Consider the following 24,682-nt stretch of genomic DNA (forward strand, 5'->3'; position numbering starts at 1 on the left):
TGACAACCCGTAAACAAATTTTAGCTGTCGCCGCAGAGCGTGCTGCCCTAGGCTTTCTTCCTTAATAACTATGGAGTTCTCGTTGGTTGAGAAAAGATTAATTTTACCTCATACTTTTTCTTCACTTTGGGCAATAGTTATAGTTGTTAGATGAATAACTTTGTAAACTATTGGGACAAAATCACAAAGTATTGAAGTAGAAGGGGAAATCATTTCATATACCTAAATACTTGATTGAATTTTTGCCAAACCGCACTTTTATTATTTATATCTGAGTTGACATCAATGCATATATACGATTTGATCATTATTGGCGGAGGTCCTTGCGGGCTTGCCATGGGAATCGAGGCGGCTCAAAACGGGCTTGATTATCTTATACTCGAAAAAGGTAACCTTACCGAGTCTATCAGGCGTTATCCTCGTCGGATGAAATTTTTCTCAACTGCAGAAAATATTGAGATAGGAGGCTTGCCATTTGCCATTTCTGAGGTGAAGGCGAACCGGAGTGAGGCACTTCAGTATTATCGCAAAGCGGCGGGGTACTACCATCTCAACTTCAAATTGTTTGTGACAGTCGATCGCACCGAAAAACAGGCCGATGGAATATTTGTGACCTATACCAACAACGGGGAGCTATTTTATTCGAAAAATGTGGTGCTTGCTACCGGATATTTCGATGTACCTCGTCAGTTGAACATTCCCGGTGAAAACCTTCCTCATGTTTCACATTATTATGACGAACCGTTTGAGTATTCATATACGAACGTCGTGTTGGTCGGTGGGTCTAATTCTGCTGTAGAAGCGGCGTTGGAATTGTACCGCCATGATGCCAATGTGACGATTGTTCACAAAGATGAGGATCTGAAAACAAAAGTGAAGTACTGGCTTGTGCCGGATGTGAAGAATCGGATAAAGGAGGGCAGGATAAAGGCTAAGTTTGACAGTCGGGTGACAGAGATAGAGACGGGGAGGGTCTTGATAAAAAACACTAAAACAGGTGAGGAAGAGTGGATGCCCGCTGATTTTGTGTTTTTGCTGGTAGGTTATTTACCAGACGAAACGCTATTGGCCCGTTGCGGTATTATGCTCAATCCTGAAACCAAAGTTCCAACATTTGACCCTGATACTTTTGAAACCAATGTGGCGGGACTATATCTCTGCGGAACGGTGATGGCGGGGTTATTTACCGAGAAGATTTTTATCGAAAATGGCAGAGACCATGCTGCCGCCATTGCGGATCACCTGATGGGGCGGGAGGTAAGAAAAGTAAAAGATTTGATCGATCGCATTTGAATATATTTTCGCGGTTCTGTCAGGCAAAGTAAATAAGAGGAAGAAAAAGAAGCTGCCAAAGTGTCTTATATGAAGACTTTGTCAGCTTCTTTTTTCCTTATGTTGCTTCGCGTGACACCTTAAAAGTCCACAAGCTGTAGTTTCTTCTTCGATTGTTTAATGGAAACTTTGTCGATTTTTCCAATAATCCCTTTGGCCCCCACCGCATATCCCACATTGCCAGCGAAACTAACGGAGTGAAATCCTTCGGTGCCAATTATCCTCCAGGTTTTTCCATAGTCGGCGGACGAGCTGCTTCCCGAAGGACCGACGGCCACGAGTACATAATTGTCTGCCCGGATCTGTGTATTTCCATTCCAGGTTGCATTCGTTTTGTGGTATACATCAACACATTCCTTCAAACCCGTTGGTTTTGTCATATTTTTGTTCAGCGTCCAGGTAATTCCTCCGTCCTCGGTCACCAACACATTTCGCGTGGAATCCGTCGTATTTTTATAGTCCCCACCGACAGCAATTCCATTCTTTTTGGACCAAAATCTTAAGCCAAATATACCGCTACTAGGGCCCGCAGGCAACGGCGTTTCTGAAGCCTTCCATGAGCGACCATAATCTTCGGACCGGAATATCCTCGCTTTTTCGCTTCCGCCCGTTCCTATAAACACATCTCCTTTCCCGAACGCGAGGATAGATGTTCCGCTGGCAGCAAAACAAGCTTCTCCGGGCAAGGCAAGAGGGCGGCTATCAAACGGGAGCTCCTGCCAGGATTTTCCATTATCGTCAGTAGTGAGAACGAATAACCGGCCATTTATCGGATCACCAAGGCAGATGCCCTTATCCTTGCTCCAGAAATCAATTCCATCCAAAAAAACCCCATTTTGTGTAGTCTGATAAACAATTTCCCATGTTTCGCCACCATCGGTCGTGCGGTATATGCGCGCTTTTTTGTCTTGTGCCAGGCCTGCGCTCATCGCTACTGCCGTGTGCTTATCAAAGGCATGAATGTCCCGGAAGTCGAGCGAGTCGCCACTTGGTATTTTAATGGTCGTCCATGATTTTCCACCATTAATAGTCCTGAACACCGTCCCTTGCGATCCCCCGATCCAGCATATGGTGGGAGTTACGGTGTGCACGGCGCGCATATTAACTTTTGTGTTGATATCAAGTATTGTCCACTGCGCATTTACTGCCGTTGAAAGACCGGAAGTGATCAGGGCAAATAGGCAAATTTGAATGTAAAGACCCTTAAAAAAATGATTTGCTTGTTGTTTTGGCACGGTATTTTTGGTTAATTGTATTCGAAAAAGTTGTTGATCACACAAAATAAAGAATTGCTATGAATAAGAACGAGAGATTTTTGATAGGTACAGTTGGAGCATTTTTAACTGGGATTGCCATCGGTTTACTAGTAGCTCCTAAAGAAGGAAAAGAAACTCGCAAGCTTATAAAGAACAAGGCAAATGACCTTGGTGATAATGCCAAGCAAAAATATGAGCAAGGACTCGATGAACTGGCCTTACTCACAGAGAAATTAAAAGATGGTTTCAACAAAAACTTCGATGTTGTAAAAGGCAAGGCAACTTCTGTTGCTGATAATGTTGGTGACCGTGTTAAAAGTGTGGTGAACAGCAACGCTTAATTTTTTAATTTTAGTGGATTATAGAAAGGTTGCCATCTTATAAAGATTGCAACCTTTTCTTTTTTAGTTAGGAATTTTAGCGAAAATGCCATCGACTAATTTGTCGATAGTTTCTTGTAAATCTTTTTTCTCGGGAAGTATCCCCTCGCCACCCCCTTGATATACCATTTTATTATCGGAGGTTTGCACTAAGTCGATCATCATAGTTCCTTCTCGGTAATAACCGACCACTACATCCTCGCTATGCCATGAGTAGTTTCGTTGGCCAATGTACGTCATTCTACCGTCGGTCCGGAAGTCTGTTTGGCGTGTCTGGGCTTTCTTTTCAACGGATATACCAATATTGATTCTCAAGGCTGGATCCTGCGCTTCATTAAGGCCACGCGCTTTGAGATTTCTGGATATTGCGGATTTGATATACTCCAGATTCTGACCAAACTTGGCAGCGATAGTATCACCTTTTGCATCCACTTGATAGAAGCCATAGGTGGGGTAGGATGCCAGATGGAAGTTTTCTTCGGATTTTGATTTAACGATGTTATATGAAGAGCCGCAACTAACGGATAATAATGCAAGGCCAAGAAAACCAAGAGTTGCAATGACTTTCATAAATCTTCGAGCTTGAGTAGTTATGGACTAAATTTGGTAATAACTTATCAGAAATGCAATATGATACTCGCCGCTGGAAGGGGTTTTGGCATGTTGTTCCTTACTGGAGGTACCAGTTGTCAGCGGTTGTCAGGGCATCCGACAATTGGCTTCCCCTGAAAATCGAATATCTTAATAATCCAAGTCAATATATTTCCGTTGCTAACAATCAAATGACATTTCCTGACAAACCTTGTCAATAATTGTCAAGAGTTATATCAGTAAGCTAGCCAATAACGCTGCCAAGCTCTTTCGCTGCAGCCATGCTGATGCCCTTGTAAAACATAAATTCATTCATAATTCGAATCTCATCTTCTTCCGTCTTTGCGTCCGCCAGTTGCTGCTGGCATATCTTCATCTTCTCTTCAATAAAAGCTTTCTTGAGACGCAGAATATTGATGAAAGCAGTTTTGTCTAAAACATCCGTTTCAAACGGGACGTATATCTCAAACTTATCTTTCCACAATTCGCTTAACTCATACTTTTCTGTAACCCAGCTGATGGCTAGTTCACGGATTTCAGTTTCCCGATGATTTAGAAAGTATTCGGTTTCCAACACCGCATTGTTTGCGTGGTGCTCTCGAAACAGATTGAGCAAATGTTGGAAGACCGGATCCTTGAACTCAATACCTTCTATTTCTCCCAAAACATACTGACAAACGGTAATGGTTGGTTCCAGTTCTCTCGCTCCATGTACCACCAGTAAACGGACAAAAGCCTCTTCCTGAAAATAGATTTTTCCGCGTTGGATGGGTTGTTCAGCGACTTCACTTCCGGGCAAGAAAAGGTCGGCAGGGAATTCATCAGGCATGCCTGCAGAGGGCGGCAGTTGTACACCTCCAAAAGATTCCGACCCTCTGGTCGTTTTCTCCTGTGATTTTTGCGTCTGCTGTTTCCTGATCAGCTTGTTCCCTTCCGAAATCAGCATTTGCTCATCCACCTTCATCATTTCTGACGTACGGTGGAAGAATATCTGTCTTTTAATGGAATCGGGAATTTTTACGATACTGTTCACCACCTCGCCAATAACAGCTGCCAGCCGGAAGGGATCGTCGCCCGCATCCTGCAATAATGTTTTGGTTTTAAAAGTGATAAAATCCTGAGCAGCGCTTTTGATGTATTTCTTGAATGCAACGGCCCCAACTTTCCTGACATAACTGTCGGGGTCGTCGCCGTCAGGAAAAAGAACGATACTCACGTTCAATCCTTCCTCCAAAACCAGATCCAAACCACGTAACGCAGCTTTTACACCGGCAATATCACCATCATAAAGAATGGTAACGTTGGGTGTAAATCGGCCGATGAGTTTGATCTGCTCGACAGTCAGCGATGTTCCCGAAGATGCTACAACATTTTCGATTCCAGCCTGATGCAAAGAAATAACGTCAGTATACCCCTCTACCAGATAGCAAAGTTCCTGCTGCCGAATGGCATTTTTGGCCTGGAAAATTCCGTATAGACTTTCGCTCTTGTGATAAACCTCGGTTTCAGGGGAATTTAAATATTTTGGTTGAGACTTATCCGCTTTAAGGATCCTGGCTCCGAAGGCGATCGGTTTTCCCGCCACATTGTGAATCGGGAATATTACGCGCCCACGGAAGCGGTCATATCCCGCCGTTTTGCTCCCTTCTTTCTGAATTAAAAGTCCTGCCTTTTCCAGAATTTCGGCGGAATATCCTTTATCCAACGCCTCCTTTGAAAAAGAATCCCAGTTATCAAGACTGTATCCCAGTTCGAATTTTTTTCGAATATCTTCTGTAAAACCTCGCTCCTTGAAATAACTCAGACCAATCGCCTGTCCTTCATCTGAATGATGCAGCTGGTGCTGGTAATAATTCTTGGCAAAATTGAGAATGATGTATAAGCTCTCGCGCGTATTCTGGCGCAGTGTCTCTTCATCGGTTGTTTCCTCTTCCTCAATTTCAATCTGGTATTTGTTCGCCAGATATCGCAGTGCCTCACCATACCCAACCCCGTCGACATCCATCACAAACTTGATGGAATCGCCCGCGGCTCCACATCCAAAGCATTTATAGATTTGCCTTACAGGATTCACGTTAAAAGATGGCGTCTTTTCATTGTGAAAAGGGCAGCAAGCAGAGTAGTTCGCGCCCTTCTTTTTGAGAGACACGAAATCCCCGACCACCTCCACTATATCGGCAGTTTGTTTAATTCTTTCGACGGTGTCGGGATTAATTCTCATTTTTTTACAATTGTATTATACCAATTTAGTCCTAAGCCTTGCTTACAGCAGCTTTTTTCTTGTCCAAGCGCATGTTCAGCAATTCAACAAAGAAAGAAAATGCCATCGCGAAGTAGGCATAGCCTTTCGGGATCTCGTAATGGAACGCCTCAGCAACCAACAAAGTGCCAATCATTAACAAAAATGAAAGCGCTAATATTTTGATCGAAGGATGACTGTTCACAAATTCGCCGATTTTGGCCGCGAATGCGATCATTATAAAAGTGGAAGCAACCACCGCCGCGATCATAATCGGCACTTCTTTCACCAGGCCCACGGCGGTTAGAACGGAATCAAATGAGAAGATAATATTCAAGAGTGAAATTTGAATTATAGCACTTCCGAAGCTTAATCCTGTATTTCCAGAGCTGCTCGCTGTTGAAACATCGTCTGTTCCGGCGAGCTTATGGTGAATTTCTTTGGTCGTGCTATATAACAAAAACAAACCTCCGCATAGTAATATGAGATCCCTGCCGCTCAGTCCGTGGCCGGCAATGGTAACCAAATCTTGTTTGAGGCCGATTACCCACGAAATACCAAAAAGCAATGCAATCCTCAGACCTAGTGCAATGAGCAGACCATTAGTCTGGGCCTTTTTTCTCTGGTGTTGCGGAAGCTTACTTGCAACAATCGTGATGAAAATTACGTTATCAATACCAAGGACTATTTCAAGAAGTGTTAGTGTAAGAAAACTGATGAAAGCGTCGAGCGTTAGAAGGTTTTCCATTAAGAAATTTATCTGATTTAGTTGTATTTAACTAATAATTTTAAAGACTTAGCATTAAAATTGAAGGAAGGTGAGTAAAACTAAGAAATGCGCCGCTTTTGCCCATGCAGGAATAAGTAAACATAATAAAAAGTTATATTCGTAAAAATGACCGAATAAATATTTTTTTTTAAGATCAAAATTTATTTATTTTGCGGATAGTTTTAAAATCGACGTAAATACTTTAAGTATATAGATATCAAAAATATAGTGTGTGTATAGTGTGAAACAGGGCATGGAAGTTTTTCTATGCCTTTGTTTTTTTATATGGGTTCTGGTTTATATTCTATCCATGGCCTTCAACTTTAATTCTGCCACTTTTTTGGAGTAACCCAATAATATCACGGTTGCAAACCAAGGAAAAAATAAAAACTGACCGCCTGTGAGGTTACTCTCAAAATAAGGGATAATCACAAATGGAGGCAAGAACAAATAGTGTTCTGAGAAATATACCATAAAATTCCAGCCAGGGCGAAGAAGGAAAATGGTCAGAAACAGCAAGAAGATGGGGACACCTGCCCCAAACAGCACCTCAAAGTATGAGTTGTGATAACCAGACCATCCTATCACTGAATTCAACTTTTTAGAGTTGAACATCCCTAATCCGGTGACATAGCTAGATGGGCTTTTATTAAAATATTCTATAATCCGTTTTACGTGCTGAACTCTGGCCTCGCCTTTTTTCTCCTGAATTTTTGACTTTTCAACTCGAGTATTGATAGCGGATTTGGAGTCGGCCAAAAGGTAAGCGACAATGAGCAATGGTATTAAGGAGGCAATTCCCTTCGCGGCAAAGCCTATTCCCTTATATCTTACTATGAAAAGAGCCATCGCAATTGCCAGGCAAAGCCATGACGTTCTGTTGCCCGAAATCAAAACCAAGTACACTGCAATAGGACAGAGCGCAGCAATGAATACTTTCCGCCACATAAACAGCGACTTATTCCTGATGAGGTCAATACCTGTAACTAAGAAGATCGTGGCAGACCAGCCATAGTGGTTTGATACAAAAACCGAAGCTTCATTTTCTACCGAAATGAAATAGATATTCGTGTCGTTCAGGCTTCCCCCCGTAAGAAAAAAACTGATGATCGGAATAAGATAAATCCAATTAAGCCCGTCGAGTATCGCATTGAATACTTCCTTGATCTCGTAAACGAGAAGCAGATACAAAACGGACACAGCAACATACATCATCGGAATGATGAAAGATAGTACTTTGACTAATGATCTAAAGGAATCGCTTGAAAGCAGGGATGAAATAACCAGGAGTATGGAAAGGACAGATATGCCCTGAATGGTGCTGAAAATGACCGAAAAATAGATGATGCGACGAGATAATAAATGATAAATCGATAAAAGTAGCACGGCGTTCTTCAGCAAAAACATAAAAGGCACGGATGCCATGTGCGTTTGAACGGCCAATGCATACCCAATAATCACGAGAGCGCAATTGACTACCAAATACCAATAAGTACGATCGCGATAAATATTTTTCTTCATGATTTAATATTAAGTAATATATCGATGAAGTTCTGAAGTACAGCGGATTCTGAAAATTTGCGGACGTGCTTCAAGCCGTGGGTGGTTTTTCTGGTGCGTAAGTCTTCGTTCTCGATACACTGAGTCAGGGCGTTCAGCAGTTGCTCGGCATCGTTCGGCCCGACAAGCCAGGCTCCGTTATTACCGTCAGTCGCCTCCGGAATACCTCCCACCCAAGTGGAAACTACGGGTACTCCATGGGCAAGCGCTTCCAAATTAGCTACGCCGAGGGCCTCCATATGCGAGGGTACACAGAACACATCTGACTCCGCTAACAAGGAGCGCACCTCTAACTGTCCTATTTTTCCTTTAATTGATAGCTTTGATATATTTTTTGACTGAAAAAGCTGCTGCAGGTATAATTGATCGTTTGGGTTATTGCCTACGATTGTGACTTCGCAATTAAACTTTAATCCCAATATAGCTTTTGCCAAGATATCAATTCCACCTCTTCTGATATCATTTTTGATAAATAAAATTCTAACGGGCTTTGTTTGATCCAGTCTTTTTAATAAAACGCCTTCAGAAATTTCGACCCCTTTATATAAAAGTATTACCTTATGATTCTGTAGTTTATACCTTGAGATTAGTTTGGTTCTCAGGTAGTTGGAGTTGACGATTGTCAGTCTTGCCATCTTACAGGTTATCAGTTCGGCTAGTCGAAATGTCTGCCGCTTGAGACCGTTTCGTGTAAAAAGCTGGTGTTTAAATGCCTCCATGTTATTATCGTCATTCACCATCACTACTGTTTTACCGAAAAATAGGGAACTTAAAAATCCAACCAGGGCGTGGTTATATACCAGCACATCAAAAGGATACGATTTGCGGATTTTCATGGCTTTTCGATGATATATCCACATTCTGATATATTGACTTAAAATGCTCTTCCTCCAAAATAAGGGCATGTTAATCTTAAAGGTAGTTGCGTCAGTTTCTGTTATATCCTCTGTTAAAATTCTGATCTCGTGTATAGGGTATAGTTCGTTGATTTTTGGTAGTAGACGCGCAAACTTCACCGGTCCATTCTCTACGATCTGAAAAACGTTGGTGCAGAAGAGAATTTTCATAGTCGATGAGCTCTAATCAGTTCGATTGAAACATTTTCCCAAGTGTATGATTGAATTATCTCTTCTGAAAAGTGGTAGGTCCCTTTGACTCTGGTCAGGTCGTGCACTATGGCGTCCCAATTTTCAGGGTCGTATTTTTTTAAAATATATCCGATTTGCTGAGTCTCTACAAAACTCGATACGGCGACTTCCCGATTGATGATAACGGGCACTTTCAACTGAATCGCATCGTAGATTTTGTTGGGGCTGGCATTCACGTTGTTCTGGTTTATGGGTGCATATACACAAAGAATATAGTCTACATTCGCCGCCACTCTTAATGCCTGGTTCTGTTCGAGTGTTCCTAACCAGGTTACACTCTTATGACGGGATAACTGCTCCGATAGCTTGTCGGCAATCCATCCCGCCATCATTACTTTAAGCGGAATTCCTGTTTCAAGCATGGAAAGAATGGTCTCCGTCCCACGTTTGGCTCCAAGCCAGCCAAAGTACATAATCGTCAAATCCTTATTCCTTTCTTTTTGCGTGATAGATTCTGCCCATCGATGAGGATAATTGGGCAATACAAACGCATTGTTTTTCATAAAATCAGGTAACAGGCCTAAACGATTAGTATCCGTAACTAAATAGTCGTCGGCAGGCATATACACCAACCTTTTTGCAAAACTCCACTGAGCGCCAGGTTTGTTTTTTCTCAGAAACCATGAGTCGAAGATATCAAGGGTGACATGACTCTGGAGAAACAAAAAAGGCCATAGTATCAAAAGCTGAGGCTCATTGATGATGTGCACGGAGTAATACCGTCTTGAAATCAATAACCAGATTGCCGTTGCGAAGTATCGTATCTTGGGAAAAAGCAATCTTCTGTCTCCGCTGATCCAATAAAGCGTTTTAATTGGCTTTTGCGCGACATAGCAGACGTTTTTATCCAACCCAATTCCTAAAAATTCAATTGTTGCTGCTGCTGTTAATGATTGGATTTCTTTATTGATTCGCATGTCCGAACCGTCGTTAAACGAAAGATAAAGAATAGATGCAGGTTTAGGCTTTTTGTACAAAATGGTGAGTATGCCCGAAATTATAAGTACATAATTCCCAAACATATAGGCCGGGACGGGAGGGTAATAAATGGTATAAATCAGCGATATGCAGCTAATGGATATGATGTGAATCCAAAGTTTGTGTTTGCAGAAAAGCAGAAAAATACCTAACCCAATAATGGCAAGGACGTAGTTTACAATATCACCTGCACCCGTAATATAGCCAGTTCCGAATGCCAGCATAGTGTTAACGAAAGCATTTTTAACATAAATCATTGGAGTAGTATGCAACTGACTTAATGTTGATTGTCGCGTTATTGACTTATATCGATCAAATACCTCATTCGAATACATATTGCCACCTGCGCTGGTACTGATATTATCTCCGGTGATCTTTTTGAAGAGTCTTGACCCTTCGTCGTCACTTAGCTTGATATCATAAGGATTTTGGTAGGCACCAATTCCGATATAAGCGGTGTGCCATACGTTCTTTTGGGAAGGAATACCTAATAACCAGAAGATTGAAATGAAATATATGCCAGAAGTGATGAATACGAGTTTCCTTGTCTTTTGATAAATCAGATAAAACAACACCAACAAAATAGGTAGCGTTGACATACGTGCAAGTAGAGCCCAAGGCAGCAAAAATACCATTAATAAAAAAGGTGGATTCCAGAACCTGTAGCTGTCCTTTTTGAGCGCATATAAATAGATTAGGAAAATGGAAGGGACCGACTGCCAGAAATAATAGTGGTTAAAAACTACAAATCTTAAAATGAGGGGATTAAGCGCATATAAGACAAAAAAGCCGATCCGCCATTTGGGAGGCAATGATTTCGATATAATTAAGAATGAACACAGCAGCAAATGAACAAGTCCCTGTAAAAGTATGATGGCGAGCTGATCGCCAACGAAGGGAAATAGCAGTTTTGCGACCCATATCAGATATACATAACCGATATCGTTGTAGCTATAATGTGTTGTGGCGTCTGATTTTGAGAACTTGAAACCATCCTCCAGTGTTGCGTTATCCAGTTTATCGAATTTCGTAAGGTTCTCATTGTCAACATAGAATGCAGGAGGCCATTCCAGGTTGGCGGCGGCAGAGAGATAAGGCCCCATCCACGTGGTCTTTTGTCTTTTTAAATGATCCAGCCCATACAGATAGACTACGATCTCCGCGACTGCCAGTAAAACAATCAAAATGACATATCTGCCATTTATTTTTTTTACCATAAGGTTTTACTTTTCAATGGGTTGTATGAAATCTCTGTTTCAGTAGAAGCTTAACCGAACCAAGAGGGCCGGGTTTGATTGTGGGAATCAACCTTGATCTATAACTTTCAATTTGTTGGTTAGGAAAAGCACAGATCTGAAATTATTGTCGAAGCAATATTTCTACTATTTTTTCGCTAGCAGTCCCATCGCCATAAGGATTACTCGCCTTGCTCATTCGTTTATATTCCTCCGGGTTTTCCCACAACACATCAACAGCTTCGCAAATTTTTTCGCAATCGGCACCCACCAATCGAACTGCGTCAGCCTCAACTGCCTCTGGTCTCTCAGTCGTATCGCGCATTACCAGAACTGGCTTACCAAGTGACGGTGCCTCTTCCTGCACACCACCCGAATCTGTGAGTATGACCCAGGAATTTTTCATTGCATATACAAAATCGGCATAGTCGAGAGGATCGGCGAGATAAATGTTGTGGATATCTGAGAGTCTGTTAAACACTACATACCTGACATTCGGATTTAAATGCACTGGGTATACAATTCCGATTTCAGGATATTTTAATGCAATTGCCGTGAGCGCATTACAGATTTGGTCAAATCCATCACCAAAATTCTCTCGCCTATGCCCGGTTACTAACAGGATCTTACGATGGGTAGTGTAAGCCTGCTGAATCGTAAGAGGCACTTGGTCCGAAAACTTCTCTACTTTATTTTGCGCCCAAAGCAGCGCGTCGATCACAGTATTGCCAGTAATATGAATGTTGCTCGTCGGGATGTTCTCGGCAACGAGATTCTCAAAATTTTTACGAGTTGGCGCGAAATATAAAGTTGCCAGTTTGTCTGTCAGTACTCTGTTGGCTTCTTCCGGAAAGGGAGATTTGAGATTCCAGGTTCGGAGACCTGATTCAATATGCGCGACTTTTATTCCAGCATAAAATGCAGAAAGGGTAGCGGCAAAGGAAGTGGAGGTATCGCCATGCACCAAAACCCAATCTGGCCGAAAATTTAGAAAGACTTGTCGCATACCGAGGAGTATATTGACTGTAATATCAGTAAGATCCTGAGCTTCCCGCATTATTTCCAGGTCAAAATCAGGCTGAATTTCAAAAAAACTTAAAACATGGTCCAGCATCTCCTTATGCTGTCCCGAGGAGCATAACCGATGATCAATTGCCGGGTTCTGATGTAGTAATTGAATAAGCGGAGCCATTTTGATGGCTTCGGGCCGGGTACCAATTACAGTCAGAATTTTCATTTATACCGATTTATAATGTTAGTTTATTTTTAAAGTTGAATTTCAAGAAGCTTATCAAAATAGACTACTGCGGTAAGATCGTCACTGAAAATCGAATAACTGTTTCCTGACAAAACCCGGCTACCAAACAATCAATTTAGAGTGCAGCCAGATCATTTGGTAACTGAGATTTCGTTTCCTTAATACCAAAGCAATTTTGAAAGTCGGTCCATCTATAATTTTCAACCTGCCGTAAATTGTTTTGACCAATAATACTTAGCTCCAAATTGCTCATTTTAAGACTATAATCTATTTTCTCCTGCAAACTATTTTCACAAAATAGTAAAGATTTTTGGTGTGCTAGCCGTGATCGGAGAGAGCCGACGTCTGGCGCTATAATTGGTTTTGAAAATCCCATTGCCAATATGGCCGAACCGGAGTTTTCGATTTTGTTAAAAGGTAAAACGACAATATCGCAAGCCTCGAAATAATATTGTAGGTCGTTCTTGTCGATATACTTATCTATTACAATAATGTCGTCTTCCAGATTTTCTGCAATAAGTTGCCCGTACCCTGAATTCATTATTTTGCCAGCGATCACTACTAATGAGTTATCGCTTCGCACCCTTTTATAGGCCTCAATCATTTCTAATATCCCCTTGTAAGGTTTTATATATCCAAAAAACAGAAGTACGCGCTTGTCCAAAGGGATATGTAATTTCTCTCTGGCGGTTGGAGTGTTCGTTTCGTGTGGGTAGTAATTAACATAGCTCCCTTCAGGAACTACTTTAAAATTTTCTTCCGGCTGCTGCAGCACAAATACTGCCTCATTGACGCTCTGCTTTGAAAAAATGCGAATCCAACAGCAATTTTTAGCCAGAAACCTTTGACAAAAAACATGAATTCGGGTTTGATCCAGATCGTGAGGAGTTATGTTATGTAATGTCCAAACCAGTTTTGAATTGAAGACCTTTTTAACCACCCAAATTTGTATGCAAAAGGAGAGAACGCTAAGCCATGTAAACCATTTCCATCGCCGGTAATAATAAGATACAATCCAGTCAAAATGAATATATTCAGGTTTGTACCGGAGCGCGGATCTGATAATTCCGAAAAATCTGTCATCAATTCCACTGATCGCATGGAGCCGGTCCGAGTCATTCAGACCGTCCATCATTAGCTTCTGATAGGGGTTTTCAATGCCGGCAACAGGCAAGCAGACGATCAGCGTTTTTTTCATCTAAACCAAGGTTGATGGTTGAGCGTATAGGTCAACTTACTTTGTCTCAATCCGATTCGCCTGGCGGGTATTCCTGCGACAATTGCCATGGGTGCAACATCATGAGTTACCACGCTTCCGGTTCCTATAACTGCTCCGCGTCCTATCGTCACACCAGGCAGGATCGTCGCGCGCGCTCCGATCCAAACATAGTCTTCAATTGTGACTGGTCTGCCAACAGTTGCATGGTTGTCGGTATGAGGATCATGGGAAAGCGTCCAAATATTAACCTCCTGAGCGATATCCACATTATTGCCGATATAAAGTGTCCCACCCCTTCCGTCGAGCAATACCTTTTTGTTGATGATTGTGTTGTTGCCGATAGTTATATTTTTCCCCTTTCTCGTTTCAACTCCCATAGACAAAAAGGCTTCATTACCCAATCTGACAATGGTTTTACGAATGAAAAAAGCCCTTACTATGTAAAAAGGAATAAACATGATTACTTCCCGAAACAGGTAGTCTTTAAATCCAAGATATGCAACGTACAGAGTAGTCAGGAGCTTCTTCATATCATTGTTATAAGGTCACTGGCGAAACTCTTAAATGATTTAACGTGATATTGCTGTTGAATTTTTTGATTCAATAGTAGGTGATCCTGATTGTCAAGTTGGTTTAGTATTTGACAGAAATGTTCGCTAGAAATGATGACATTTTGAGGAGAAATGCCGATCAGATGCTTGTCATTCTGATATTGATGAATGAAATTATACAGGCTCAGGTTGCTTTTTGAAGTATATCCAAAATCAATTATGAATGATCGAGTATTCGTCAAGCACGCCTCGAGTCCCATGGTTGTGCCCAAATGAAAAAATGCCTTAGCGTGATCTAAAGTATGATATTTTCTCAATATCTCTACTTCGTTGACAGCGCTATCTTTGCCTTTAAATTGCTCATCGAAAACGATGTTTGGTAGTTTCCTAACGGGTTCATACAGCTCCCAGTTGGCAAGGACGGGATATGGGCGTAAAAGCAGTTTCCAATCGGGTCGCACCTTTGACAAACCCATTGCGAGGGCCTTAATTACTTCTATTTCGGAGGGGACAAGATCAGGAATGCCGATCGCGCAGCCAAAATATATATACTCAAACGGGTAAGGATTGAATACTAAGTCGGTTGTTCTGTAACGATCAACGTACGAGAACTGACTAGCGCCAATCACCTTGATTTTTTCCTCAGGAATTCCCTGAAGGTTACACAGATCTAATTTAATCTCATTTGACCAACATAAATAATCGACATTTTTAGAAAAGCAAGTGTGCTTGCAAGGGTGGTCCCAGCTGTAGACATACACCGACACTTTTTTATTTTCATCAATGAGCCGACTCAGAAAATAGTCGTTAGAAATAGCTGTAAAAAAAATAAAACTATCAATATCGGCTATGTCGGTATGGCGGGTGTATTGTAGGTTTCGAATGAATGTATCATATGAAATAATCTTGGGTAGTCGTTTTGACCATTTCAGAATTGTTTCAGCTTTTTTTCGATGGGCAGGATTTTTTAGATTGCTAATTTTAAATAGCTCCATCAAAAAGTAGTTATTTCTACTTTTGGGAAGAACTTTAAACAACAGGTGTATCCTTTCCCAAATGATATTCCATAACGATCGCCTGTTTTCTGAAATACGCCTGAATGCAACGTTGGTTGGTAAATGCTCTCTGATCTTTGCCTCTTCCTCCTCATTTCCGAATACTACCACTTCATGACCAAGAGAAACCTCTTTGATCACTTGCCTAACGTCATTTCTAAAATCAAAAAAGGATACGACGAAAGCTATTTTCATATACTATTTAAAATTTCCACCCATTTTTTTGCCTGACCTTCGGCCTCAAAGTTTTCCAGTACTCGTTTTTTGCCGTTTTTGCCCTTAATTTTGCCTAAATCAGGATTGTTGATAAAATGTAGAATCCCTTCAGCTAGGCCGTCCGCCGTTCGGTCTTTTACAAGATATCCTGTTTCGGAATCAATTACCTCTCGAACGCCGCCCACGTCCATTGCTACCACGGGTTTTTCGCAAAGTAAAGCTTCCAAAACAACCAGTGGAAAGGCCTCAATACGGGATGGCAGAACGAATATGTCTATTTCTGAAAAGTATGAGCGCATATTTGCCGAGTATGGAAGAAAATAAAAGTTGCACTCAATTTTCAGCCGGGATGTGGTAGCCTCGAGCGACCTGTAAAATAGTTGTTTTTTATAAATTTCAGGATCTCCCCCTTGCCACACAAAAACTATTTTTTTTGCCGACAACGATGAGATATCTAGCAAAATTCTGCATGCGTTGATAAACGTGTCTACGCCTTTTCTGAAAATGACGGAGCCAGATCCTCCTATAACTATCGTGTCTTGCGATATATTCAGTGATGCTCGGAAACTTATGTTGCGCTGGTTCGACAATCTTGAAAAAGATACGGTTTCGTGTAAAAGCCTCACTTTGCTGAGGTTTACGTTATATGAATCTTGATAAAACAATGTTGCTGCGTTAGCAGGGCTAATTGCAACATCAGTTTTGTTCAGCAGCTTTTGAATCCACTTTTCTGACATTCTTTGTGTTACAACAAAATCAATTTCATGTATATGAGTAATTAGCTTGAACTTCGAGTCGACTGCTACTCTACTGAATTCATTTTCATTGACGGTATTGACATAAATGATGTCAGGTTCAAAGTTTTTTAAGGCGCGTTTGCAGTATGCTTGTTTTAAAATCTTGTAAAGTGGTACGGAGAGACGACGAATAAATCTTCTTAAACGAGGCGATTCATCCAGTGGGAAAGTGGAAACATCGACAAGTTGGCGAAAATCGGTATGTAATTCCCCTTTCTGATAATCAAGAATATGAAAAGAGAAATGTGAGATATCAATTGATTGTAATAGATTAAATATAACCTGAGAGTCTCCTCCGGGACCAGTGTGAGGTAATATAATGAGAATTTTCTTTTTCAAGGTAGAAACAGCGCTTTGGTTAAATGTCAGCAACTTCTTAGATCACAAGTGAATATAAATTATACCTTGGGTTTTATAAGACTTATCAAATAACGTTTCGTAAGGAGGGTAATATTGTAAAGCAAATCGGAAAGCGACTTAGGGATATAAAAAGCCAATTCTCGATTACGAGCCTTGAGTGATTTGATTTCCTCGATTTGTTTCAGCAATGTTTTCGGGAAATATTTGGCATATATATTCTCGTTTTTGATGAATATATATTGATATAATGGCTGGTAGTTCTTTTCAGATTCAGCTAGCATAGACACTGAATGTTTACGATAGTAAAAGAGGGGCTGTTCAATGATTTGCACACTCAAACCCAGATCTGTCAACCGAATCCAAAAGTCCCAATCTTCGAATGATGATAGTTTCTCGTCATACCCCAATAATTGTTCCCAGCATGATTTTCTGACCAATGCCGCGGAAGAGGAATTGTTTTTGGCAAGGAAATCGAGGGTATTTCCGCCAGTACAATGCCAAACATGATTTATTCTTCCAAAGAATTGAACCCAACAGGACACAGCCCCCGCGGAGGTGTCATCGCTTATGACCTCAATAGCTTTCTCAACAAATGTTGGAGCAAAATAATCGTCTGCATCGATTACCAATACCCATTTCCCGAGGGACTCTCTGAAACCAGTATTCCTTGCCGCAGGAAGCCCCTGGTTGTTTTGAGTGATGACTCTTGTTTTTGGAAAACTGAGATTTTTTAAAATTTCGATGGTTTCTGTCTCAGTCGAGCCGTCATTAACAACAATAATTTCATCTACTTCTGATGTCTGATTAAGAATGGATTCAATGCATTCAGATATAAACGCACCTTGGTTGTAACAAGGGATAACGGCAGATATAGTTGTCATCGTTTTTATATTCTGGAAGTTAATATAGCAAAGTAATCTTATCCTTCACGCTTGCAGTACTTAGTAAGCAGGCCAATAACAGTAGCCCCGCTCCAATTTCTGAAGGAGAATTGAAATAAGCATAGACACAAACCTTTCAAACCAAATTTTTCAATTAGTGCAACTTCCCAGTTGGTCACGTTGACTTTACTAAAATAGGTTTTGTCAAGATCGTCAAAATCGGGAAGGTGCAAAACATTCAGCAACAACGTTTTACCTGCTTTAAATTCTTCCCATGTTTTCGGATTTCCCTCTAAATATGTTCGTTCATTGCTAGAAAGGGGCCTTTTTAGGACTAACTCGTGCCACAATACCCTGGCTTTGGTGCGGCCCCTTACAAGCGAATTATCAGTAGTAGTCATATTGCTGTCGTGCCAACGATACAAAAGCAATGGTTGTTCTATGGAAGTAATATGGGAAATTTGGCTGATTCTAATCCAAAACGCGTAATCGGCCGCATATTCATACTCAGCTTCATATCGAATATTGTGCTGATGCAGTAAATCAGCCCGGATGATGGAACACGGATGCCCGATGGCAGAGTTGAATGATAAATGCGTAAAAGCTTTTTGATATCCGATTGGAGGTGTATATATATTGTGCTTATCTCCGAAAAGCTGATAGGCTGTGCCAGACGCACCTATATTTTTATTTTCGTCCATTAATTTTACCTGAATATCAAGTCTTTCAGGAAGGGATATATCATCAGCGTCCATTCGGGCGATGTATCTGCCAGTGGCGCAATTTATTCCATCATTCAATACGGCCACAAGTCCGCGATTGAGTTCGTATTTTATATATCGGATCCGTGTATCGTCGTATGACAAAATAATATCCTCACTTGCGTCGGAAGAGCCATCATTAAGGATGAGAAATTCAAAATCAGTATAGGTTTGATTTAAAATGCTGTCGATTGCTTCCCGCAAATACATTTCGGCATTTAAAACGGGCATTAACACACTCACCTTTGGCGTCACATTTTTATCCATACTTCGGGTACGATATCGTGGGATTGATTTTGAAAGTCGTCGTCGGCAAACCATTGTTTAGGGGCTATGACGATCTTTTCGGGATTTGAATTAAACCATGCTCCCCACCAGCTGAAAGAACTATTGGCAATAATATGGTGATTGCAGAGGCTCATGAGTATCATATCAATATTATCATCCTGGTTTTTGTTTATATAGGTGAAGTCGATGTCCAGGATCAGATTTTTTTTGGCCCACTCCACATCATCGGAAAATATAAAGACATGAACGTCCCTCAATTTCTCAATCAAATATTGAATGGCGGAATAATAATATTGGAGTGGAAGCAAACCATGTACTTTTTTGATGCTTTGAACATTTGCATAATCTCCACGCCTAATATGCAGACCAACGGAATTGCACGATCTTATTTTGTCGGTTATGCCAGAAGGCTTTACAGGTGGCAGGATATTAAGGACCTCGTTTCTGACTTCCTTAAAATATAGCTCAGACTGGAAATATCCTTTCAGATAGGTGTGTTTGCCGATCATTTTAAATAACAGCGGATCGAAACGTAGCGAAGGCTCAGAATAAAACTTGGCACCGGAAATTTTTCGCGCAATGGGCTTGAGAATTGATTTAAAAGGGATATTCAACATACCAAATGCCAACAGATCTATTATAGGAGCCGTAGTTTCAGGAATATTGAAATGGCTTAATTCGAAGCTTCTTGGTGTTGTGTTTTTGTTGGTTCCTGGCAGGAAACGAAAATCAAATGCAACAGACGTGCCGCTTCTTTTTGCCAAAGCCAAAGCAGCAGCGTATTCAAATAGTTGATTCCCCAAACCTCCTTGCAAACGCACTACAATCATCGAATCCTTTCAATTAGTATTTGAATGTTGTTTCTGAGCAAAAATGTGAATACCGAAACAAAGCAACTCGGACGAGCCCCGATCTTTTCTAGAAAGTTTGTCCAAAATGCGAATGGTGATGTTATTAACCTTCCTCTCAAGATAATTTAATTTTGTTGCGCTGTATTTGCTTGCGACCATCCCAAGTCGCCTGTGTTCCTGTGCCAAAAACTCAAAATAGTTTCCATTGAACTGCATGTCCAGAATCTCAAATCCATTTTTAGCTAAATGGGTTTCGTAGAAAAAGCGGCTAAATCCGGTCGCGAAATGATAAGGAGCAAAATGGGTGAGGCTGGCGAAAGGTGCAGTCAATACAAGATAACCTCCTGGTTTTAGAAGTCTGGTTATTTCGTTTAATGCTAATACAGGATTCGGAACATGTTCTAATACTTCACTGCATAATACAGCGTCGACGGAGTTGCTCTCCAAAGGGATATCAGTGATGTCCGAAACGATATCGATTTTAGAATTATCCCAACTCCCGGTTTGCAAGCCAACTTTTCCGGTCCCCTCGTATTGCGCAAAATCCTGTGATATATATGTAAGATGGGAACAGGAACTTTTGAACGGACACTCCCCGGCTCCCGCATCCAATATAGTGAGGCCAGCCGGAATTCTTCCCAGCGTGTCTTGAATCCATTTGATCCGCGTGCTTTCGTTTGTTGTTCCTGCTTTGATAGCCATTACACATTCTCTTTATCGTAAGGATCGTGTTTTTTTATTCTACAATAAATGTCGCCGAACAAAGTGTTTTGGAACTCGTCTGTATCGACATACTGCATCATGTCTTGCGGCGACTTCCAAGTATCGAAAAACAGCTGCATACTTTCTCCAATACTGAAATTACACTCGATATTCAAGCTGCTTTTATGAACGAGGGCAATACAGGCCTTAGCATCTTCGATTTGCTCAGGTACAGTATATTCAAAACTGATGGTTTGAATTGGGTAATTTAGCCCTTTCAAAACCTCAATTTCATACCCTTCGACATCTATTTTGATAAATGAAGGTACTCCGTATGCTTCAATTAAAGCATCAAGGGTAGTCATTTCTACGTCAACTGTCTCATTCCATGAATGCTCTTTAAACCTGTCATTTTTTACAGATTCGATCCAATTGATAGAAAAAGAGGAAATTGTTGAGGTGTTGGCAATATGGAGCTGCGCGACACCCTTAGAGGAACCGATCCCCATCGGAACGATTACAATTTTTTTTCCATATTTGGATTTTAATGCCTCGTAGCATGGCTTCTGAGGTTCTACCGCAACTATTTTTGCGTGAAGTGCCAGAAGCGGAGCGATACGGTTTCCATAGTTTGCTCCTATATCAAAACAAAGGTCTCCAGGCTGAACGAATTGAGAATAGAACTCGGTTCTTAATTTTGTCTCAGCCCAGACAGAACGCATTTTTTTTGTCGGGAAAAAGAAATACCGACATCTTTTTAAATAATATTTTACGGTAGATATCATCTATATTGCCTGCCTTAATGTTACACCACCGATATCGGTAATGGTGGTCTCGAATTGATTCAGGATAATTCCGCTTTTGGTATTGACTATTTGTTCGGGGAGTTCTCCAAGGGATTCGGAAATTGTGATATATGCTTGCCCGGTAATATATTCGAACGTTTTCTGATACGAGGAAAGTCCAATATCAATGCCATATCTACCGGGGGCGAGGAGCAGGGATTTGTTAATAAAACAAACCTCATATTCACCCGCAGATATCTGAGATGGAGAAGTCCAGGTTGTATTTAATTTGACACCCAGTTGGTTGATAAGTCCCAGTCCTGCGATGAAATGATCCACTTCCTTGTTTATAGAAAATTTGACGCGGATTTGCCATGGCTCGCCGGGCGTAATAGACTGAAGCAGATTTCTCCGCAAGTCTTCTATATGAAGTTCAGTTACAATCCCGGGAGAGAAAAATTCCTTAGGCTCATGCTGGAAATAAAACTGGGCCAATGGTGTGGTTTCTTCTGAAAGGTATTGACTTGTAATTGAGCTGATATCATTTTCAGCAATCAGCGAGCCCTGCTTCAGATATAACCCTTTGGTACAGAGTTTTTGCACAGCCTCCATATTATGACTCACAAACAATACCGTTCTGCCTTCCTTTTCGCTTACGTCTTTCATTTTTCCTAGACACTTTTTCTGAAATTCGGCGTCGCCGACGGCGAGTACTTCATCGATCACCAGAATTTCCGGGTCCAGATGGGCAGCTACTGCAAACGCTAGCCTTACGTGCATTCCCGATGAGTAGCGTTTAACGGGTGTGTCCAGATATCTCTCAACGCCAGAGAAAGCCACGATTTCATCCAGTTTTGACCGGATTTCAGCCTTTTTCATACCCATAATGGCGCCGTTCAGAAAGATATTCTCTCTGCCTGTTAATTCCTGATGAAAGCCTGTTCCGACTTCTAGTAATGATGCTATTCTGCCTTTTACACGAATTCTACCGGAGGTTGGCTTTGTGACGCGCGAGAGGATCTTAAGGAGTGTCGACTTGCCAGCGCCGTTGTTTCCTATTATCCCTAGCACTTCTCCTTTTTTTACATCAAAAGAAATATCCTTTAATGCCCAAATGATATCGCCCTCTGCTTTTTTAGTCCGATCATTAACTTGACCAACTTTTTTGAAAGGATCCTCTTGTCCACGAAATCTGGCCCACCAACGATGCATATCTCTACTCAGCGTTCCGGTGGAAATTTCCCCTAGCTGATAAAGTTTGGAAATGTTTTCTATTTGAATGACCGTATCGCTCATTTTGGTAAATTAAACAGTATCCATGAAAGATTTTTCGACCCGGTTAAATACTAAAGTGCTGATGAATAGTGTGATACTCATCATTAAAAAACTATATAAAAGTCCCTGCCATGAAAACATGCCGTGACCCAAAAATGAGTATTTGAATGCCTCAATAATGGCAGTGATGGGATTCAACTTTAAAAGCCATTGATATTTGGCAGGCGCAATTTCGAGTGGGTATACGATCGGTGTGGCGTACATCAAAAGCTGCACCCCGAATTGAACCAGAAAGCGCAGGTCACGGTATTTTGTTGTTAATGATGAAATCAGAATTCCCCAGCTAAAACCCAATCCAGACATAAGGAATATGTATACGGGCAATAGCAATATCGTACGGTTTGGAGCTACGACATGGTCTTTTTGAAACAGGAAATATGTCCATACCAGTAGGAAAAGGGAAAATTGTATGCCGAACTTGAATAAATTTGATATTACAATCGAGATCGGCGCCGCCAGACGGGGAAAGTATACCTTGCCAAAAATGTTCTGGTTGGTGATGAAGGTTTCCGATGTTTTCAACAAACATTCCTGAAAGTAATTCCAGAGTGTAATTCCAGCAAGGTAAAAGAGGAGTTTTGGGGTACCTGATGTGGAAATACCTGCGATATTCCCGAAAATAATCACAAAAGTGAGTGTGGTCAGGATCGGTTGCACGAAAAACCAGACGGGCCCGAGTATCGTCTGTTTGTACGTTGCAACAATGTCTCTTTTTACAAAAAGCATGATCAGATCGCGATATTGCCACAGTTCTTTCCAATTGATATCGAAAAGTCCGGTTGCGGGCTCAATTTCCAAATCCCATTGATCGTCCGTTTCCGTCATATGCGTGTTGATAAGATCAGTTCAACGAATTCTCTCACACAGCCTTCTCCGCCCTTCTTCGTTAAAATCGTAATTCCTTTTATTTGTTGAATACTCAAAACAGCGTCAGCCGGACAAGCGGCAAACCCGACCTTTTGAAGTAATTCGGCGCAGTTGATATCGTCACCAATATAAGCCGTTTCCGAAATTGTAATATTTTCGGCTTGGCATATTTCCAGCGCGGCGTCCAGTTTTCCGCCATGGCGTTGGCCCTGATACAGATAATCCGGATTTATTTTAGCTGCACGGCGGCTTACGATATTGGTATTTTCCGAGGTGATGATTCCGGTTTTGATACCTGCTTTTCGCAGAAGCTCAAATGCCATCCCATCGCGTGTGTTGAATTTCTTGAATTCGTCTCCGCTTTCGGTGTAATACATGCCGCAGTCGGTCAATACGCCGTCAACGTCTGTGAGGAAAAGTTTGATATTTACCATGCCGTCCACCCTCCATCAACATTTACGACAGAACCGGTCATATAGCTCGAGGCGTCAGAAGCAAGGAACAAAAATGGGCCAACCAGCTCCTCCCTATTACACATCCTGCCCATCGGTGATAGTTTGGCAAAGTTTTCAAGAAATGGTTGATCATGATTATTGAAAACCGCGTGCGGCACTATGGCATTGCACCTTATCCCTTCCCGAGCATAAAAAGTAGCGATATATCGTGTGAAATTGGGTATGAATGACTTGGACGCGATATAGTCAATCGGTTTATATTGCTGTGTTTCTCCACCAAAATCATATAAACTCTGGTTGGGAGCGACGACCGAATATGTCGAAGCCACGTTGATAATGTTACCATATCCCTGTTTCAGCATTTGCCGGCAAGCTTGTTGGGTAATGATCACCGTGCCCGTCAGGTTTACGTCTACGGACTTCCTTAATAATTCGATCGGATAATCTTCAAACCGGCTTGGATTAACTGAACCGGCATTTTGCATATCAAATTTGGCGTCAATGGCCGCGTTATTGATGAGTACATCGAGCTTCCCAAATTTTCCAATAGCCTGTTCTAAAACAGCTTTACAGCTTTCTATGTCTGTGATATCCAGGATTGAAATTAAAAATGTGTCTTCGGTAAAGTGTTCGCTGACTAATTCTTCTTTCACCTTGTCGACTAAATCTTCCCTTATATCTGCGAGAATAACTTGGACACCCGCAGTAAGAAACCCTCTGGATATGGTCATTCCTATCAGGCCGAAGGCGCCTGTTACGAGGATCGTTTTGCCTTTTATCTCAATTACGGGTTTTTCAGGAGCCATATGACGT

The 24,682-nt window shown here is 41.4% G+C and carries 23 protein-coding genes; 2 read left to right on the top strand and 21 right to left on the bottom strand.

The genetic code is table 11. The features are described from left to right. The first annotated feature begins 285 nt into the window (after positions 1 to 285). Positions 286 to 1,293: a YpdA family putative bacillithiol disulfide reductase gene (locus AC1XUD_RS25070; RefSeq protein ID WP_483363791.1), complete on the top strand. Its 1,008-nt coding sequence runs from the start codon at positions 286 to 288 to the stop codon at positions 1,291 to 1,293. A 119-nt stretch (positions 1,294 to 1,412) separates the two neighbouring features. Here AC1XUD_RS25070 and AC1XUD_RS25075 read toward each other — a convergent pair whose 3' ends face one another. After that, positions 1,413 to 2,567 (bottom strand): WD40/YVTN/BNR-like repeat-containing protein, encoded by a 1,155-nt coding sequence (locus AC1XUD_RS25075; protein ID WP_483363792.1) that lies wholly within the window; start codon positions 2,565 to 2,567, stop codon positions 1,413 to 1,415. 59 nt (positions 2,568 to 2,626) lie between these two features. Between AC1XUD_RS25075 and AC1XUD_RS25080 the strand changes: the two genes are divergently transcribed. Continuing rightward, positions 2,627 to 2,929, top strand: coding sequence for a YtxH domain-containing protein (locus tag AC1XUD_RS25080; protein WP_483363793.1), 303 nt, complete (start codon positions 2,627 to 2,629; stop codon positions 2,927 to 2,929). A gap of 63 nt (positions 2,930 to 2,992) precedes the next feature. Here AC1XUD_RS25080 and AC1XUD_RS25085 read toward each other — a convergent pair whose 3' ends face one another. The 20 genes from AC1XUD_RS25085 to AC1XUD_RS25180 form a co-directional block, all read right to left on the bottom strand. Continuing rightward, positions 2,993 to 3,538 carry a DUF4136 domain-containing protein gene (locus AC1XUD_RS25085; protein ID WP_483363794.1) on the bottom strand — a complete coding sequence of 182 codons (546 nt, stop codon included), beginning with the start codon at positions 3,536 to 3,538 and terminating at the stop codon, positions 2,993 to 2,995. Between the two features lie 265 nt (positions 3,539 to 3,803). Next, positions 3,804 to 5,780: a DNA primase gene (dnaG, locus tag AC1XUD_RS25090; RefSeq protein ID WP_483363795.1), complete on the bottom strand. Its 1,977-nt coding sequence runs from the start codon at positions 5,778 to 5,780 to the stop codon at positions 3,804 to 3,806. Positions 5,781 to 5,811: 31 nt separating this feature from the next. After that, entirely contained in the window at positions 5,812 to 6,546 is a 735-nt protein-coding gene (locus AC1XUD_RS25095; protein ID WP_483363796.1) for a TerC family protein, read from the bottom strand. 318 nt (positions 6,547 to 6,864) lie between these two features. Next, positions 6,865 to 8,088 carry an O-antigen ligase family protein gene (locus AC1XUD_RS25100; RefSeq protein WP_483363797.1) on the bottom strand — a complete coding sequence of 408 codons (1,224 nt, stop codon included), beginning with the start codon at positions 8,086 to 8,088 and terminating at the stop codon, positions 6,865 to 6,867. Further along, entirely contained in the window at positions 8,085 to 9,194 is a 1,110-nt protein-coding gene (locus AC1XUD_RS25105; RefSeq protein ID WP_483363798.1) for a glycosyltransferase family 4 protein, read from the bottom strand. The genes AC1XUD_RS25100 and AC1XUD_RS25105 overlap by 4 nt, the downstream gene beginning before the upstream one ends. Beyond that, complete coding sequence (locus AC1XUD_RS25110; protein ID WP_483363799.1) at positions 9,191 to 11,470, bottom strand: glycosyltransferase family protein; 2,280 nt, start codon at positions 11,468 to 11,470, stop codon at positions 9,191 to 9,193. Before AC1XUD_RS25110 ends, AC1XUD_RS25105 begins: the two co-directional genes overlap by 4 nt. Before the next feature lie 142 nt (positions 11,471 to 11,612). After that, complete coding sequence (wecB, locus tag AC1XUD_RS25115) at positions 11,613 to 12,725, bottom strand: non-hydrolyzing UDP-N-acetylglucosamine 2-epimerase (RefSeq protein ID WP_483363800.1); 1,113 nt, start codon at positions 12,723 to 12,725, stop codon at positions 11,613 to 11,615. 136 nt (positions 12,726 to 12,861) lie between these two features. After that, positions 12,862 to 13,944, bottom strand: a complete 1,083-nt coding sequence (locus AC1XUD_RS25120) for a glycosyltransferase (protein ID WP_483363801.1) — start codon at positions 13,942 to 13,944, stop codon at positions 12,862 to 12,864. Then, positions 13,941 to 14,495: an acyltransferase gene (locus AC1XUD_RS25125; RefSeq protein WP_483363802.1), complete on the bottom strand. Its 555-nt coding sequence runs from the start codon at positions 14,493 to 14,495 to the stop codon at positions 13,941 to 13,943. The genes AC1XUD_RS25120 and AC1XUD_RS25125 overlap by 4 nt, the downstream gene beginning before the upstream one ends. Beyond that, on the bottom strand, positions 14,492 to 15,766 hold the full coding sequence (locus AC1XUD_RS25130) for a hypothetical protein (RefSeq protein WP_483363803.1): 1,275 nt from the start codon (positions 15,764 to 15,766) through the stop codon (positions 14,492 to 14,494). Before AC1XUD_RS25130 ends, AC1XUD_RS25125 begins: the two co-directional genes overlap by 4 nt. Further along, positions 15,763 to 16,923: a glycosyltransferase family 4 protein gene (locus AC1XUD_RS25135; RefSeq protein ID WP_483363804.1), complete on the bottom strand. Its 1,161-nt coding sequence runs from the start codon at positions 16,921 to 16,923 to the stop codon at positions 15,763 to 15,765. Before AC1XUD_RS25135 ends, AC1XUD_RS25130 begins: the two co-directional genes overlap by 4 nt. Positions 16,924 to 16,982: 59 nt before the next feature. Next, a complete protein-coding gene (locus AC1XUD_RS25140) occupies positions 16,983 to 17,825 on the bottom strand; it encodes a glycosyltransferase family 2 protein (protein ID WP_483363805.1) in 843 nt (280 codons plus the stop codon). A 38-nt stretch (positions 17,826 to 17,863) separates the two neighbouring features. Continuing rightward, positions 17,864 to 18,853: a glycosyltransferase family 2 protein gene (locus AC1XUD_RS25145; RefSeq protein ID WP_483363806.1), complete on the bottom strand. Its 990-nt coding sequence runs from the start codon at positions 18,851 to 18,853 to the stop codon at positions 17,864 to 17,866. Further along, the gene (locus tag AC1XUD_RS25150; RefSeq protein WP_483363807.1) at positions 18,838 to 19,704 is read right to left on the bottom strand and encodes an alpha-1,2-fucosyltransferase; all 867 of its coding nucleotides are present in this window, start codon (positions 19,702 to 19,704) and stop codon (positions 18,838 to 18,840) included. Before AC1XUD_RS25150 ends, AC1XUD_RS25145 begins: the two co-directional genes overlap by 16 nt. Before the next feature lie 9 nt (positions 19,705 to 19,713). Continuing rightward, the gene (locus tag AC1XUD_RS25155) at positions 19,714 to 20,427 is read right to left on the bottom strand and encodes a class I SAM-dependent methyltransferase (protein WP_483363808.1); all 714 of its coding nucleotides are present in this window, start codon (positions 20,425 to 20,427) and stop codon (positions 19,714 to 19,716) included. Beyond that, on the bottom strand, positions 20,427 to 21,149 hold the full coding sequence (locus AC1XUD_RS25160) for an FkbM family methyltransferase (RefSeq protein ID WP_483363809.1): 723 nt from the start codon (positions 21,147 to 21,149) through the stop codon (positions 20,427 to 20,429). The genes AC1XUD_RS25155 and AC1XUD_RS25160 overlap by 1 nt, the downstream gene beginning before the upstream one ends. Positions 21,150 to 21,212: 63 nt before the next feature. Further along, positions 21,213 to 22,508, bottom strand: a complete 1,296-nt coding sequence (locus tag AC1XUD_RS25165; protein ID WP_483363810.1) for an ABC transporter ATP-binding protein — start codon at positions 22,506 to 22,508, stop codon at positions 21,213 to 21,215. A gap of 9 nt (positions 22,509 to 22,517) precedes the next feature. Continuing rightward, entirely contained in the window at positions 22,518 to 23,372 is an 855-nt protein-coding gene (locus AC1XUD_RS25170) for an ABC transporter permease (protein WP_483363811.1), read from the bottom strand. Next, positions 23,369 to 23,848: a KdsC family phosphatase gene (locus AC1XUD_RS25175; RefSeq protein WP_483363812.1), complete on the bottom strand. Its 480-nt coding sequence runs from the start codon at positions 23,846 to 23,848 to the stop codon at positions 23,369 to 23,371. The genes AC1XUD_RS25170 and AC1XUD_RS25175 overlap by 4 nt, the downstream gene beginning before the upstream one ends. Next, positions 23,842 to 24,675: an SDR family oxidoreductase gene (locus AC1XUD_RS25180; RefSeq protein ID WP_483363813.1), complete on the bottom strand. Its 834-nt coding sequence runs from the start codon at positions 24,673 to 24,675 to the stop codon at positions 23,842 to 23,844. The genes AC1XUD_RS25175 and AC1XUD_RS25180 overlap by 7 nt, the downstream gene beginning before the upstream one ends. Between the last annotated feature and the right edge of the window lie 7 nt (positions 24,676 to 24,682).

The sequence above is a fragment of the Dyadobacter sp. HNCC25DJ184 genome (genome assembly GCF_056895215.1).